The organism is Herbiconiux sp. SALV-R1 (assembly GCF_013113715.1).
Taxonomy (GTDB): Bacteria; Actinomycetota; Actinomycetes; order Actinomycetales; family Microbacteriaceae; genus Herbiconiux.
Window position 1 is genome coordinate 1,344,520 of sequence record NZ_CP053344.1, and the last position, 13,543, is coordinate 1,358,062.

Genomic DNA, 13,543 nt, shown 5'->3' on the forward strand with positions numbered 1-13,543 from the left:
CCTTCGGTACCGGTCGAGTGCATCTCATCTACACTCTACTTGGTGCACCTCCGGCTTCCCGGGGAGGCCTCGAACCAGCGGACTCGAACCCGTCGAAAGGACACGCCTGCATGCGCGCCATCGGAATCGACATCGGTGGCACGAAGATCGCGGGGGCCGTCGTCGACGAGTTCGGCACCATCGTGAAGCACGACCGGCACCCCACCTCGGCGTCGGAGCCGCAGGTCATCGAAGACACGGTCGTCGAGATGGTCGAGAAGCTCTCGGAGGGCGAGGAGATCGCCGCCGTCGGAGTCGCCGCCGCCGGGTTCATCGACGCCTCGCAGTCGATCGTCTACTACGCGCCCAACATCAGCTGGCGCAACGAGCCCTTCCGCGAGAAGCTCGAGGCCCGGCTGCACAAGCACATCGTCATCGAGAACGACGCCAACGCCGCTGGGTGGGCCGAGTTCCGCTTCGGCGCCGGGCGCCTGGTGAGCGACATGGTCACCCTCACCATCGGCACCGGCGTGGGCGGCGCCATCGTCAGCCAAGACCGCTTGTTCCGCGGCGGCTTCGGCGCGGGTGCTGAGCTCGGGCACATGCGGGTCGTCCCGAACGGCCTGCCCTGCGGATGCGGTGCCCACGGCTGCATCGAACAGTACGGATCAGGGCGGGCACTTCTCCGCATCGCCAACGAGCTCGCCGACGCCGGCGGCATCGGGCAGGCCCTCGCATCCGTTCGGGTGCGCAACGGGGGAGTGCTCACCGGGCTCGACGTGAGCGAGCTGGTGCAGATCGGCGACCCCGGAGCGCTCTCCGCCCTCCGCACCCTCGGCACCTCGATCGGGCAGGCCTGCGCCAGTCTCGCCGCGGTGCTCGACCCGCAGCTGTTCGTCATCGGCGGCGGGGTCGCTCAGTCGGGCGATCTGCTGCTCGACCCCATCCGTCACGCCTTCCTCGACGCGCTGCCGGCGCGGGGCTTCCACCCCGAGCCGGCCTTCGCCATCGCCGAGCTCGTCAACGACGCCGGGGTCGTGGGCGCGGCCGACCTCGCCCGGCACTACGCGGAGTCGATCTGATGTTCTACTTCCTCGCCAAGTACCTGCTCGTCGCGCCGGTGCTGAAGACGCTGTTCCGGCCGTGGGTGATCGGGCTCGAGAACATCCCGGCCAAGGGCGGGGCGATCCTCGCCTCGAACCACCTGTCGTTCAGCGACTCGGTGTTCCTGCCGGTGGTCGTCGACCGGCAGGTGTCGTTCCTGGCGAAGAGCGAGTACTTCACCGGCAAGGGCATCAAGGGCTTCCTGGTGCGGCTGTTCTTCAACGCTGCGGGGCAGCTGCCCATCAACCGGGCGGGGGGCAAGGCGTCCGAAGCATCCCTCAACACCGGTCTCGGGGTGCTGGCCAAGGGCGACCTGCTCGGCATCTACCCCGAGGGCACGCGCAGCCCCGACGGCAAGCTGTACCGGGGCCGAACCGGCGTCGCCCGCATGGTGCTCGAGGCGCACGTCCCGATCATCCCTGTCGCCATGATCGACACCGAGAAGGTGATGCCGATCGGGAAGCGCCTGCCGAAGATCATGCGGATTGGCATCATCATCGGCGAGCCACTAGATTTCAGTAGGTTCGAGGGGCTGGAATCCGACCGGTTCATCCTCCGCTCCGTGACCGACGAGATCATGTACGAGCTCCACCGCCTGGGCGGCCAGGAATACTCCGATGTGTACGCGACTTCGGTCAAGGAGAAACGCGCGAGAGTCGCGCGGACGAACACCAGATAGATACAGGGAACAAGTCAGTGGTAGATCCAACAGAGCAAATCGTCGAAGCGGATGAGTCTGTGATCGCGGGTCTCGACTATTGGCGCACCCTCCCGGTGAAGCAGCAGCCGGAGTGGCCCGACCAGAACGCCGTCGAGGCGGTGTCGCGTGAGATCGCGACGCTGCCGCCGCTGGTGTTCGCCGGTGAGGTCGACAACCTGCGCGATCGGCTCGCATCCGCTGCTCGTGGAGAGGCGTTCCTCCTGCAGGGCGGCGACTGCGCCGAGACCTTCGCCGGGGCCACCGCCGACCAGATCAAAGACCGGGTGAAGACCGTTCTGCAGATGGCCGTGGTGCTCACCTACGGCGCCTCGATGCCGGTCATCAAGATGGGGCGCATGGCGGGTCAGTTCGCGAAGCCCCGGTCGAGCGACACCGAGACGCGGGGCGGCGTGACGCTGCCGGCCTACCGCGGCGACATCGTGAACGGCTACGACTTCACCCCCGAGTCGCGCACCGCGAACCCGCAGCGTCTGCTCGACGGGTACCACGTGGCGGCGTCGACGCTCAACCTCATCCGGGCGTTCACGCAGGGTGGCTTCGCCGACCTGCGGCAGGTGCACACCTGGAACAAGGGCTTCACCTCGAACCCGGCGAATGTGCGCTACGAGCAGCTGGCGGGCGAGATCGACCGTGCGGTGAAGTTCATGGTGGCGTGCGGCGCCGACTTCGAGGCGCTGAAGCGCACCGAGTTCTTCGTGTCGCACGAGGCGCTGCTGTTCGACTACGAGCGGCCCATGACGCGCATCGACTCGCGCACCGGAACGCCGTACAACACCTCGTCGCACTTCGTCTGGATCGGCGAGCGCACGCGCGGCCTCGACGACGCGCACGTCGACTTCCTCTCGCGGGTGCGCAACCCGCTGGGTGTGAAGCTCGGGCCCACCACCTCGCCCGACGACATGCTGCGCCTCATCGACAAGCTCGACCCGAACCGCGAGCCCGGGCGTCTCACCTTCATCACGCGGATGGGGGCGGGCAAGATCCGCGACGCGCTGCCGCCGCTGCTCGAGGCCATCAAGAAGGCGGATGCGCTGCCGCTGTGGGTCACCGACCCCATGCACGGTAACGGACTCACCACCCCCACCGGGTACAAGACCCGTCGTTTCGACGACGTGGTCGACGAGGTGAAGGGCTTCTTCGAAGCGCACCGTGATGCGGGCACGCACCCCGGTGGCATCCACGTCGAGCTCACGGGCGACGACGTGACCGAGTGCCTCGGCGGCTCCGAGCAGATCGACGAGGCCACCCTCGCCACCCGCTACGAGTCGCTCTGCGACCCGCGCCTGAACCACATGCAGTCGCTCGAGCTCGCGTTCCTCGTGGCCGAGGAGCTCGTCGCCTCCCCCGGAGGGCGTCGCAGCTAGCCCTTCCCGTCGGCCTCTTCAGAAGCCTTCTCAGAGCTGATAGATTCTCAGCTATGAGAAGGCTTCTGCGTGCGCTGGTGGCGGTGGCGGTCGGTGTCGGTGGGATGCTCGTGGTGCCGGGGGCGGCCGTGGGCGAGGAGGTCGCGGCCACGCCACCGCCGATCCAGGTGGTGAGCACGCCGCGCGACGAGCCGGGGCGAGGTGGCGATGGCGATTCCACGGAGGCGGACATCACGCCCGATGGGCGGTACGCGGTCTTCACCTCGTCGTCGCACGACCTCAGTTCCACCCCGACAGCCGCTTACACGCACATCTACCTCCGTGACACGGCGACCGGGTCGATCCGGCTCATTAGCGCGGTGCCCGACGGCAGTAGGTCCGGTAATTTCGCGTCATGGGGTGCGGCGATCTCCGACGACGGATCTCGTGTGGCGTTTCTGTCGCTGGCGAGTGATCTGCTAACTACTCCCGTCTCGACAGAAGCGAGGGCGTACCTGTGGAGCCGCGATACCGCCCGTATCGAGCTGGTCTCGGTGGCCACCCTCGATCGTCCGGTCGATGATCTCGACCTCTCGGGCGACGGCACCACCCTGGCCTTCGTCACCTCAGCCACGAACGTGGCAGCGATCCCCACCTACAACAAACAGCAGATCTATAAGACTGACCTCGCCAGTGGTGAGGTGACGTTGATCAGCACGAGCGATACCGGCACCGCCAGCGTAGGCGGAAGTTCACAGCCATCGATCTCGCGTGATGGAACCGTCATCGCGTTCACGGCGACCGATATGGAGGTTGGCGGCAGCTCGTCGATGCGACCCGAAGTCTTCCGATGGAGCCGTTCGTTCGGTGCGGAGAACGTGAGTGGCTTCGGAAACGGGACGTCGACGTCGCCCAGCGTCTCGGCCGACGGAGGCACGATCGCCTTCGTGAGCACGTCGACGGACATCACGTTCCGGCCCGTCAACGGCAAACGGCAGATCTTCGTGAGGGAGATGCGAGACTCCTACCCACGGCTCGTCAGCATGACCCCTCACCGCCAAACCGCGGGCGATGGCGAGTCGTACGGTCCCGCCCTGAGCGCGGACGGCCATGACCTCGCCTACGTGTCGACGGCGACGCAACTCGTCGCGGGTGCCGACGGGAGCCCGCAGGTGTACGTGGGGGACATCTGGGCCTACGGACTGCGCATCGCCTCGCGGACGTCCGAGGGTCGGCTCGCCAATCACTCTCCCGGAGGGCTTGCAGTCGATGACGACGCGAGCGTCGTGCTCTTCGAGACCTCCGCCGACAACCTCGTGCCCGCGGTGACCGGGCAGCAGGTCTATGCGTCGCAGAGTCATTCGGCGCGTACGGTCGAGCGCATCGGCGGAGCTGACCGCTACGAGGTATCGGCGAAGATCTCGGCCCAGGTGTTCCCGCCCTACGTGCCTGTGGTCTATCTAGCGTCGGGGGAGGGATATGCCGATGCCTTATCCGGTGGTGCGATGGCGGGCGTGCAGAGCGGGCCCGTGCTGCTGGCCCGGAAGGAGTCGATCCCCGATGTCGTGCTCACTGAGCTGGCTCGGCTCAAGCCGCACCGGATCGTCGTGCTGGGTGGACTCAACACCATCGATGAGGCGGTCGTGTCAAGTCTCGCCGGCTACGCGACGCAGGTCGTCCGGGCATCAGGCAGCGACCGGTACGCGACGTCCATCGAGGTGTTGAAGTCGTGGGCGCGCGAGTCGTTCGTGTCAGGGCAGAAAGTCATCGTGACGTCGGGCGAGAACTTTCCCGATGCTCTGGCGGGTGCCGCTCTCGCGGGTAATCGCTGGGCGCCGGTGCTGTTGACTCAACGCGACAGCGTCAGTCAGACGACCCTCGACGAGATCACGCGCATTGGCACGGTTGAGGTTCTCGTGCTGGGGGGCGCGAACTCGGTCTCCGACGCCGTGGTGCAGAAATTGGGGACGGTGGCCACGACACGGCGGGTGGGGGGCGTTGATCGTTACGCGGTCGCAGCTGCACTGCTGCCAGAGTTCGGGTCGACAAGCGGAATCGTGTACATCGCGTCGGGCGAGAACTATCCCGATGCGCTGTCGGCGAGCGCGTCAGCGGTACAAGAGTACGCGCCGGTGTTGCTGGTGACCAAGAACTCCATCCCCGACGCGACGAAGGCAGTCCTCAGCAGCTTCAAGCCCCTCCGCATCGTCGTGCTGGGTGGCCCCAACACCATTTCGAACGCTGTGGTTGCCGAACTGGGGACCTACTTGCGCCCCTGAGCCCACGCGTTGGTCGCACAAAGTGCTCTCTTGGGACGGCGGAGTCATATGGTGGGACTGCTGAGGGTTTGGGTGACTCCTGATCTGTGGTGATTCGTCACCGCTGGAAGGATGTCCTCATGCCTAAACCGGTCCCCAGGGAGTTCCGGGACGACGTCGTTGCTATTGCGTTGCGGAGGGAGTCGTCGTTCGCGCAGATCGCGAAGGACTTCGGGATCTCCGAGTCCTGCGTGCAGCGATGGGTCAAGATCGCTGAGGTCGACGGTGGTCGGCGGTCCGGTGTCAGCTCGAGCGAAGCGGCTGAGAACCGTGAGCTGCGTAAGCGGGTGAAGCTGCTCGAGCAGGAGGTCGAGATCCTTTGGCGTGCGGCGGCGTATCTGTCGCAGGCGAACCTGTCTGGCCCAAAAGGCTCTACCCGCTCGTGAGTGAACTCGCCGCCGACGGTATCCCCGTCGCGGTGACGTGTCGGGTGTTGAAGTTCGCGAAACAGCCGTACTACCGGTGGCTGCAGGATCCCGTCTCGCGACGGGACTGGGACGACGCGCAGCTGACCAACGCGGCGATCGACGTGCATGCCGACGACCCGGCGTTCGGTTACAGGTTCATCGCCGACGAGCTCGCCGCGGCCGGGTTCACCGCGTCGGAGCGGCGGGTGTGGCGCCTGTGTTCCGAGAATGAGATCTTCAGCGCATTCATCCGCAAACGCCGCGGCAAGGGCCGTCTGGTCGGCCCGCCGGTGCGCGACGATCTCGTCCGGCGGGAGTTCACCGCGACCGGTCCTGACCGGCTCTGGCTCACCGACATCTCCGAACACCCGACCGGCGAGGGGAAGGTCTATCTCTGCGCCGTGAAGGACGTCTGGTCGAACCGGATCGTCGGCTACTCGATCAACGAACGGATGACGTCAGAGCTCGCCGTGTCGGCGCTGCGGATGGCGATCCAGCGCCGCAACCCGACCGCGACGACCGTTCACAGCGATAGGGGCAGCCAGTTCCGTTCGCGGCGATTCCAGGCCGAATTGGACCGGAACGGGCTCGTCGGCTCCATGGGCAGAGTCGGCGCCGCCGGAGACAACGCGCCCATGGAGTCGTTCTTCGCTCTGCTGCAGAAGAACGTTCTCAACAGCCGCCGCTGGCCCACCCGAGACGATCTCCGCCTCGCCAACGTGACCTGGATCGAGCGGACCTACCACCGGCGTCGCCGGCAACGTGTCCTCGGCAAGTTGACGCCCGTCGAGTTCGAAGCAATTATGACCACACCGGCCGCATCCGCGGCCTAACGAGAAGAGTCACCAAGACCTTCAGCAGTCCCATGTGTGTGCGCCCTAGCTCTTTGCCCTGCTTTGGTCGCTCAATGTGCTCTCTTGCGGGGCTGAGAGAGCACATTGAGCGACTACGAGGGAGGGAGTGTGCGCTCTGCGGGAGGTTGGTCGCGCAAAGTGCTGGCTTCGTGCGCTGAGGGAGCACTTCGTGCGACCAAGAGGGCGAGCCGACAATGCGGGGCGCGGCGGTGCGGGGCTAGAGGCCGAGGGAGACGGTGATGGTGGAGCCGCGGGGGGCGGAGGTGCCGCCGTTGGGGGAGAGGGCGGTGACTTTGAGGAGGCCGCCGGTGCCGGGGATGTCGCCGATGGGCGGGTAGCTGAGGGCGAAGCCGGCGTCTTCGAGCTGGGGGCGGGCTTCGTCCCAGGTGAGGCCGACGACGTTGGGGATGGCGACGGGCTCGGGGCCGCGGGAGATGTTGAGGGTGATCGAGTCGCCCGGGCGGATGGGGTCGGTGGTGGGAACCGCCTGGTACACCTGGCCCTCGGGGATGTCGTCGTTGAAGTCGTGCGTGCCCTCGACCCCGGCGAGCTCGACCGCCGACAGGGTGGCCTGCGCCTCCTCGAGGGTCTGACCGACCACGTCGGGGACGGCGCCCGCCGACACGATGAGGGTGACCGGCTGGAGCTCGCCGTAGGTGTCTCCGAGCAGGTTGCCGTCGGCGCCGAGCGCAGCGATGACGATGCCGGCAGGCACCTCGCCGTCGAAGCGGCGCTGCGTGTCGGCGACGGTGAACGGGGCGGCCTCGAGAGCGGCACGGGCCGTCGCCTCGTCCTGCCCCGCCAGCTTGTCGGTGGGCACCGCGATGATCGCGGGCCCTGAGGAGACGAGGATCGTGACGTTCGATCCGTTCGGAGCGGAGGCGCCCTCACCGGGATCGGTGCCGATGACCGTTCCGGCGGGGACATCGGTGCTCGCGGTGGGCTCCTGATCGGTGGTGAAGCCGAGCCCGGCGAGCGTGGCTTCGGCGTCGGCGGGCTGCGAACCGGCCAGACCGGGCACGGTGGTGACGGCGCCTGGTCCGGCTCCGTACCACCAGGCCCCGCCACCGAGCGCGGCGGCGACGACGAGGACGATCGCGAAGATCCAGAAGCCGCGCTTGCGACGCGTCGCCGCCTTGCGCCCGACCTTGTCGACGGTCGACGGAGGCGTGCGGGGCGAGGGGGCCGGCGCGGCGATCGTCGTGTCGAAGCTCGGGGCGGCAGGTGCCGCGACGGCAGCCATCGCCCCCGTGCGACGGTGCGACTCGAGAACCTGGGTCTGGGCGTGGTCGAGGTCGGCGTCGAAGGTGGCGGCGGGCATGACCGCGGTGCGCTGGGTCGTGTTCGACGACGGCCGCGCCCCGGCGATCTCGATCTCGGCGATGCGCAGCCGCTCGAGCATCTCGCGCGCATCCGTCGGCCGGTCGGCCGGGTCTTTCGCCGTCGCCCACAGCACCAGGTCGTCGAGCTGCTCCGGCACCGACGGGTTCGCGGCGCTCGGCACCGGCATCTGGTCGTTGGCGTGCTGGAACGCGATGGCCATGGGCTGCTCACCCACGTAGGGCTGGGCGCCCACCAGCATCTCGTACATCATGATGCCGGCCGCGTAGATGTCGCTGCGCGCATCCGCCGTTCCCCGGGTGAGCAGCTCGGGGGAGAGGTAGGCGATGGTGCCGAGCAGCGCCTGCCCGGTCGCCGTGTTCGCCGAGACGGCCCGAGCGAGGCCGAAGTCGCTGATCTTGATGCGCCCGTCGTCGGCCATCAGCACGTTCTCGGGCTTGAGGTCGCGGTGCACGATGCCGGCCTTGTGGGCGGCGGCGAGGCCACCGAGCACCGCATCCATCACGTCGACGGTCTGCTCGGTGGTGAGCTTTCCGTAGTCCTTCAGCAGGTCGCGCAGGGTGACGCCGGGCAGGTACTCCATCACCAGGTAGGCGATGTCGCTGTCCTGCCCCTGGTCGAAGACGTTGACGACGTTCGGATGCGCGAGGCGGGCCGCCGAGCGCGCCTCCTGCACGAAGCGTTCCTTGAACGCCGCATCGTCGGCGAGGTGCCCGTGCATGATCTTGATGGCCACCTGGCGTTCGAGCCTCAGGTCGGTGGCGAGGTAGACCGTGGCCATGCCGCCCCGGGCGACGCGCGACTTGACCTGATAGCGGCCGTCGATGAGACGTCCGATCATGGGGTCGGGGGGCGCGCTGGTCACAGCTCCGAGTCTAGAGAGCGACCCATCGAGATAGCCGCATAGACACCGGGTGATGTGGCAATCTGTACCTGTGACTGATCTGCCCGCCACCGAATGGCTGACGATTCCCGATCTGGTCGAGGTGCTCGGCCTCACCCAGAGCAAGGTGCGGAGGGTGATCGAGGAGCGCTCGCTCGTCGCGGTGCGTCGCGACGGCGTGCTCAAGGTTCCGGCGAGCTTCGTCAAAGACGGCGAACCCCTGAAGGAGCTCCGCGGCACCGTCATCCTGCTCGCCGACAACCACTTCAGCGACGACGAGATCGTCGAGTGGCTGCTCGAGCAGAACGAGACTCTGGATGCGGCACCCATCGATGCGCTCCGCTCCGGTCGCAAGACCGAGGTGCGCCGGGTGGCGCAGGCGCTCGCCTTCTAGGGTTCGAGTTCGACCGCAGACCCGGCGAGACGCCACGGCGCCAGACGGCGCCCGACGGTCTTACGCCTCCCGCTGCGTGATCACCCGCGCCAGGCTGGCCAGCTCCGCGCGCGCCGTGTCGCCGACCGGCGCCCCGGCCAGCACCTCGAGCGCCTCCCGGTAGCGCGCGTCGATCATCGTCTCGACGTCGCCGACCGCGCCGGTGTCGAGGATGGTGCTCTGCAGCATCCTGATCTGACCCTCGTCGAGCTCGGGGTCGCCGAGCAGCTCGTCGAACAGCCGCCTCGCCGACGCGTCGAGCCGCGTGCGGGCGAGCGCGACCAGCACGGTGCGCTTGCCCTCGCGCAGGTCGTCGCCGCTCGGCTTGCCGGTGCGTGCCGAGTCGCCGAACACGCCGAGCAGGTCGTCGCGCAGCTGGAAGGCGATGCCGAGCGGCAGGCCGAAGCCGCGCAGCGCCTCGACCTGCTCGAGCGTGGCTCCCCGCAGCGATGCGCCGATGACGAGGGGCGCCTCGACGCTGTATTTCGCCGACTTGTACACGATGACCCGCTCGGCACGGGCGAGCGCCTGCTCGGGATCGGCCGTCGCCCACGCCCGCTCCTCCTGCAGGTCGAGGTACTGGCCGAGGGTGACCTCGGTGCGCATCTCGTCGAGGGCGGCCCGCGCGGCGACGTGCGTGGCGAGCGACGGCGCCTCGAGGATGGCGTGCGCGATGAGCTCGTCGCTCCAGGCCAGCAGCAGGTCGCCGAGGAGGATCGCCCCGCCCTCGCCGAACTCGGCCGCCGAGCCGCGCCACCCCTCGTCGCGGTGCAGCGCCTCGAAGCGACGGTGCACGCTCGGCCCGCCGCGCCGGGTGTCGGAGTTGTCGATGATGTCGTCGTGCACCAGCGCCGCGGCGTGGAAGAGCTCGAGCCCGGCGCACAGATCGACCAGCGCGTCGAGCTCCGTCTCACCGGGAACAGCGGATGCGGTGGTCGCCGGCGCCACGGCCCGCCAGCCCCAGTAGCAGAACTGCGCCCTGAACCTCTTGCCGCCGCTGAGAAGATCCCGCGAGAAGCTCGCGAAGGGCGTGAGCTCGGGCGCGATGCGTCGGAGAATGGGATCACGGGACGTGAGGAATTCAGCGATTCTGGCGTCGACGAGATTGACTAGGCGCGGGCTTTCCATCACTCGCCTAGCCTAGCTAGACCGAGCGCACTACAATCAGCACTACCACGCGCCGGTCCCGAACCTGAGGTGAAATAGGATGCCGCTTTCGGAGCAAGAACAGAGACTCCTCGATGAGATGGAGCGCAGCCTCTACCACAACGATGCCGACTTCGTCTCGGCCGTCGGAGGTGGCCGTGGGCGATTGAACTACGGCGCGCTGGTGCTGGGGATCCTTGTCGGCATCCTCGGTCTCGGTGTCGTCATCGCCGGGGTGGTCTTCCGCCAGCCCCTCATCGGCATCGTCGGCTTCATCGCCATGTTCGGCGGGGTGCTGCTGGCCTTGCGCCGCACCCGTCGTGGTGCGCCCGCCGCACCGGCCGAGCCCACCGCATCCGGTGCCTCCTCGGCTCGGGGTGCGAGCCGTGGCGGTTCGAGCGGCGGCAACGCCTCGGGCTCCGGCTTCATGGACAGGTTGAACGACCGGTGGGAGCGTCGCGACGACGATCGCAACGAGTGACGCGCGGGCCCTCCACAGCCCACCACCACGACAGAGACCGGCCTTCGGGCCGGTCTTTTTTTGTGCCCGCATCCTCCCCGGGGGCGCCTGAGCCCTCCATTTCCCTCCACCCCCCAAGTTCGGCTTGAATACCCCGGACTTCGGGGGATTTTTGCGCGCCACGACCGCGTTTTCGTTGTTAGGTGGTGGAGAGTGGAGTAAAGTGGAGTGCAAGCCCACAATCCTGGCCGGACGAGAAGGGGAGGTAGATGTTCCTTGGCACCTACGCCCCCAAGCTCGACGACAAAGGGCGCATCATCCTTCCCGCCAAGTTCCGCGACGAACTGGCCGGGGGAGTGGTCATGACCCGCGGGCAGGAGAACTGCATCTACGTGTTCTCGAACCGCGAGTTCGAGGCGCTGCACGAGAAGATCCGTCAGGCTCCCGTCACCAGCAAGCAGGCGCGCGACTACCTCCGCGTCTTCCTCTCCGGCGCCAGCGCCGAGACCCCCGACAAGCAGCACCGCGTGACGGTGCCCGCTCCGCTTCGCGCCTACGCCAAGCTCGACCGCGACCTCGTCGTGATCGGTGCCGGCAGCCGCGCCGAGATCTGGGACGCCGAGGCCTGGAACAGCTACCTCGCCGCCCAGGAGGCCGCCTTCTCCGAGACCGACGAGGAGGTGATCCCGGGACTGTTCTGAGTCGCCGCCCCTGACTCCCAGCCGTTCACGCCCTGACGTTCTTCCCCGACGCCAGGTCGAGCGCCCTGACTCACTTCCCCGGAGCCAGGTCGGAATGGATGGGGATCAGGGGTGGCGAAAGAGACCACCGGATGCGCATGGCAGCAGACGAGATCACCCCCGACGACACCGACACGGCCGGAATCGACGCAGCCCACCTCGAGGCGGCGCAGATCGGCGGCATCCACGCCTCCGTGCTGCTCGAGCGCAGCATCGAGCTGCTCGGCCCCGCGCTCACGCGCCCGGGCGCGGTGCTCGTCGACTGCACCCTCGGCCTCGGCGGCCACTCCGAGGCGTTCCTCGACGCCTTCCCCGAGCTCCACCTGGTGGGCCTCGACCGCGACCCCCACGCGCTCGAATTGGCCGGCCGCCGACTGGAGCGCTTCGCCGACCGCACCGACCTCGTGCACTGCGTCTACGACGAGATCGACGAGGCGCTCGAGGGTCTCGGCATCGACGAGGTCGACGGCATCCTGTTCGACCTCGGCGTCTCGTCGATGCAGCTCGACCGGGTGGAGCGCGGCTTCTCGTACTCGAAGGATGCGCCCCTCGACATGCGCATGGACGACACCGCGGAGCTCACCGCGGCTCACATCATCGCGAGCTACCCCGAGGCCGAGCTCCGCCGCATCTTCCGCGACTACGGCGAGGAGCGGCTCGCCGACCGCTACGCCCGGTTCATCGTCGCCGCCCGCGACGAGGCGCCGATCACGCGTTCCGGCCAGCTGGTCGACATCCTCCAGGCCGCCACCCCGGCGAAGTTCCTGAACTCGGGGCACCCGGCCAAGCGCGTGTTCCAGGCGCTGCGCATCGAGGTGAACGCCGAACTGGCGGTGCTGGAGCGGGCGCTCCCCAAGGCGATCGACGCGCTCGCGCTCGGCGGCCGCATCGTGGTGCTCGCCTTCCAGTCGCTCGAAGACCGCATCGTGAAGCGCGAGCTTCTGCAGCGCTCCACCTCGACGGCCCCGGCCGGCCTCCCCGTGGAGCTCCCCGAACACCGTCCCGAGCTGAAGCTCCTCGTGCGAGGCGCCGAGCTCGCCGGCGACGACGAACGGGCGCGCAACCCGCGCGCCATCCCCGTGCGGCTGCGTGCCGCCGAGAAGATCCGGAGGATCGCATGACGAACCAGGCCACGTCGCACATGGCCCGTCCGTACGCCGCCTTCGGCGCCACCGCGGTGGCGGTGCCCCTGGCCGACCCCGAGATCGCGGGGGAGGGCCTGCCGGGCAGCGGCAGGTCGAAGGGCCCCCGGCGCATCGAGATCGTGCCGAGCCGGGTGCAGCGGAAGGCCCGGCCGAAGATCGCCTACGCCGCGGTGGTCGTGACGGGCGTGCTCGCCATCGTCGTGACCCAGCTGCTGCTCAGCATCGGCCTCTCCGACGGCGCCTACGAGATCGCCTCGCTGCAGCAGGAGCAGAAGGAGCTCGACCGCACCAACCAGGTGCTCACCGAGCAGTACGACAAGCTCTCCTCGCCGCAGAACCTGGCGGCCGGGGCGGAGGCGCTCGGCATGGTCGCGAACAGCACGCCGGTCTACCTGCGGCTCTCCGACGGCGCCGTGCTCGGCGTGCCCACCGCGGCCGCCGGCGGCTCGGTGACGAACGGGCAGAACCTCATCGCGAACTCGCTGCTGACGCCCACCGACGTGACGACGGGCGCCGCGGCGACCGCCGACGCCGGCGCCGGTGCCGCGACCACCGCAGACGCCACCGCCGATCCCGCCACCCCGAGCGCGCCTCCCGTGCCCGAGCAGCAGCCCGGCGTAGCGTGGCAGGGTGCTCTTCCCGCTCCCACCACTCACTGATCGTCGATGG

Annotated in this window: 12 protein-coding genes; 10 read left to right on the forward strand and 2 right to left on the reverse strand. The window is 68.4% G+C overall.

The window, feature by feature from the left end:
* The first annotated feature begins 110 nt into the window (after window positions 1-110).
* From HL652_RS06530 to HL652_RS06550, 5 genes are all read left to right on the forward strand, one after another.
* Window positions 111-1,061: an ROK family glucokinase gene (locus HL652_RS06530; protein ID WP_171704579.1), complete on the forward strand. Its 951-nt coding sequence runs from the start codon at window positions 111-113 to the stop codon at window positions 1,059-1,061.
* Entirely contained in the window at window positions 1,061-1,762 is a 702-nt protein-coding gene (locus HL652_RS06535; protein WP_171704580.1) for a lysophospholipid acyltransferase family protein, read from the forward strand. The genes HL652_RS06530 and HL652_RS06535 overlap by 1 nt, the downstream gene beginning before the upstream one ends.
* 59 nt (window positions 1,763-1,821) lie before the next feature.
* Complete coding sequence (locus tag HL652_RS06540; protein WP_171704581.1) at window positions 1,822-3,168, forward strand: class II 3-deoxy-7-phosphoheptulonate synthase; 1,347 nt, start codon at window positions 1,822-1,824, stop codon at window positions 3,166-3,168.
* Window positions 3,169-3,221: 53 nt separating this feature from the next.
* The gene (locus HL652_RS06545) at window positions 3,222-5,426 is read left to right on the forward strand and encodes a cell wall-binding repeat-containing protein (RefSeq protein ID WP_171704582.1); all 2,205 of its coding nucleotides are present in this window, start codon (window positions 3,222-3,224) and stop codon (window positions 5,424-5,426) included.
* Between the two features lie 119 nt (window positions 5,427-5,545).
* Window positions 5,546-6,705, forward strand: a protein-coding gene (locus HL652_RS06550) for an IS3 family transposase (protein ID WP_253743689.1) whose coding sequence is annotated in 2 segments (ribosomal slippage) — window positions 5,546-5,834 and window positions 5,834-6,705 — 1,161 coding nt in all. Because the reading frame shifts where the segments join, the coding sequence is not laid out codon by codon here.
* 238 nt (window positions 6,706-6,943) lie between these two features.
* Here HL652_RS06550 and pknB read toward each other — a convergent pair.
* Window positions 6,944-8,932 carry a Stk1 family PASTA domain-containing Ser/Thr kinase gene (pknB, locus tag HL652_RS06555; RefSeq protein ID WP_171704583.1) on the reverse strand — a complete coding sequence of 663 codons (1,989 nt, stop codon included), beginning with the start codon at window positions 8,930-8,932 and terminating at the stop codon, window positions 6,944-6,946.
* Between the two features lie 52 nt (window positions 8,933-8,984).
* On the opposite strand from pknB, the gene HL652_RS06560 reads away from it, so the two are divergent.
* Window positions 8,985-9,344, forward strand: a complete 360-nt coding sequence (locus tag HL652_RS06560; RefSeq protein WP_171704584.1) for an Rv2175c family DNA-binding protein — start codon at window positions 8,985-8,987, stop codon at window positions 9,342-9,344.
* Between the two features lie 60 nt (window positions 9,345-9,404).
* Here HL652_RS06560 and HL652_RS06565 read toward each other — a convergent pair whose 3' ends face one another.
* Entirely contained in the window at window positions 9,405-10,514 is a 1,110-nt protein-coding gene (locus tag HL652_RS06565) for a polyprenyl synthetase family protein (RefSeq protein WP_171704585.1), read from the reverse strand.
* Between the two features lie 76 nt (window positions 10,515-10,590).
* On the opposite strand from HL652_RS06565, the gene HL652_RS06570 reads away from it, so the two are divergent.
* From HL652_RS06570 to HL652_RS06585, 4 genes are all read left to right on the forward strand, one after another.
* Complete coding sequence (locus HL652_RS06570) at window positions 10,591-11,010, forward strand: DUF3040 domain-containing protein (protein ID WP_171704586.1); 420 nt, start codon at window positions 10,591-10,593, stop codon at window positions 11,008-11,010.
* Between the two features lie 248 nt (window positions 11,011-11,258).
* Window positions 11,259-11,690, forward strand: a complete 432-nt coding sequence (gene mraZ, locus HL652_RS06575) for a division/cell wall cluster transcriptional repressor MraZ (RefSeq protein WP_171704587.1) — start codon at window positions 11,259-11,261, stop codon at window positions 11,688-11,690.
* 131 nt (window positions 11,691-11,821) lie between these two features.
* Window positions 11,822-12,850: a 16S rRNA (cytosine(1402)-N(4))-methyltransferase RsmH gene (gene rsmH, locus HL652_RS06580; protein ID WP_216604029.1), complete on the forward strand. Its 1,029-nt coding sequence runs from the start codon at window positions 11,822-11,824 to the stop codon at window positions 12,848-12,850.
* Entirely contained in the window at window positions 12,847-13,533 is a 687-nt protein-coding gene (locus HL652_RS06585; RefSeq protein ID WP_171704589.1) for a hypothetical protein, read from the forward strand. Before rsmH ends, HL652_RS06585 begins: the two co-directional genes overlap by 4 nt.
* The last annotated feature ends 10 nt before the right edge of the window (window positions 13,534-13,543 follow it).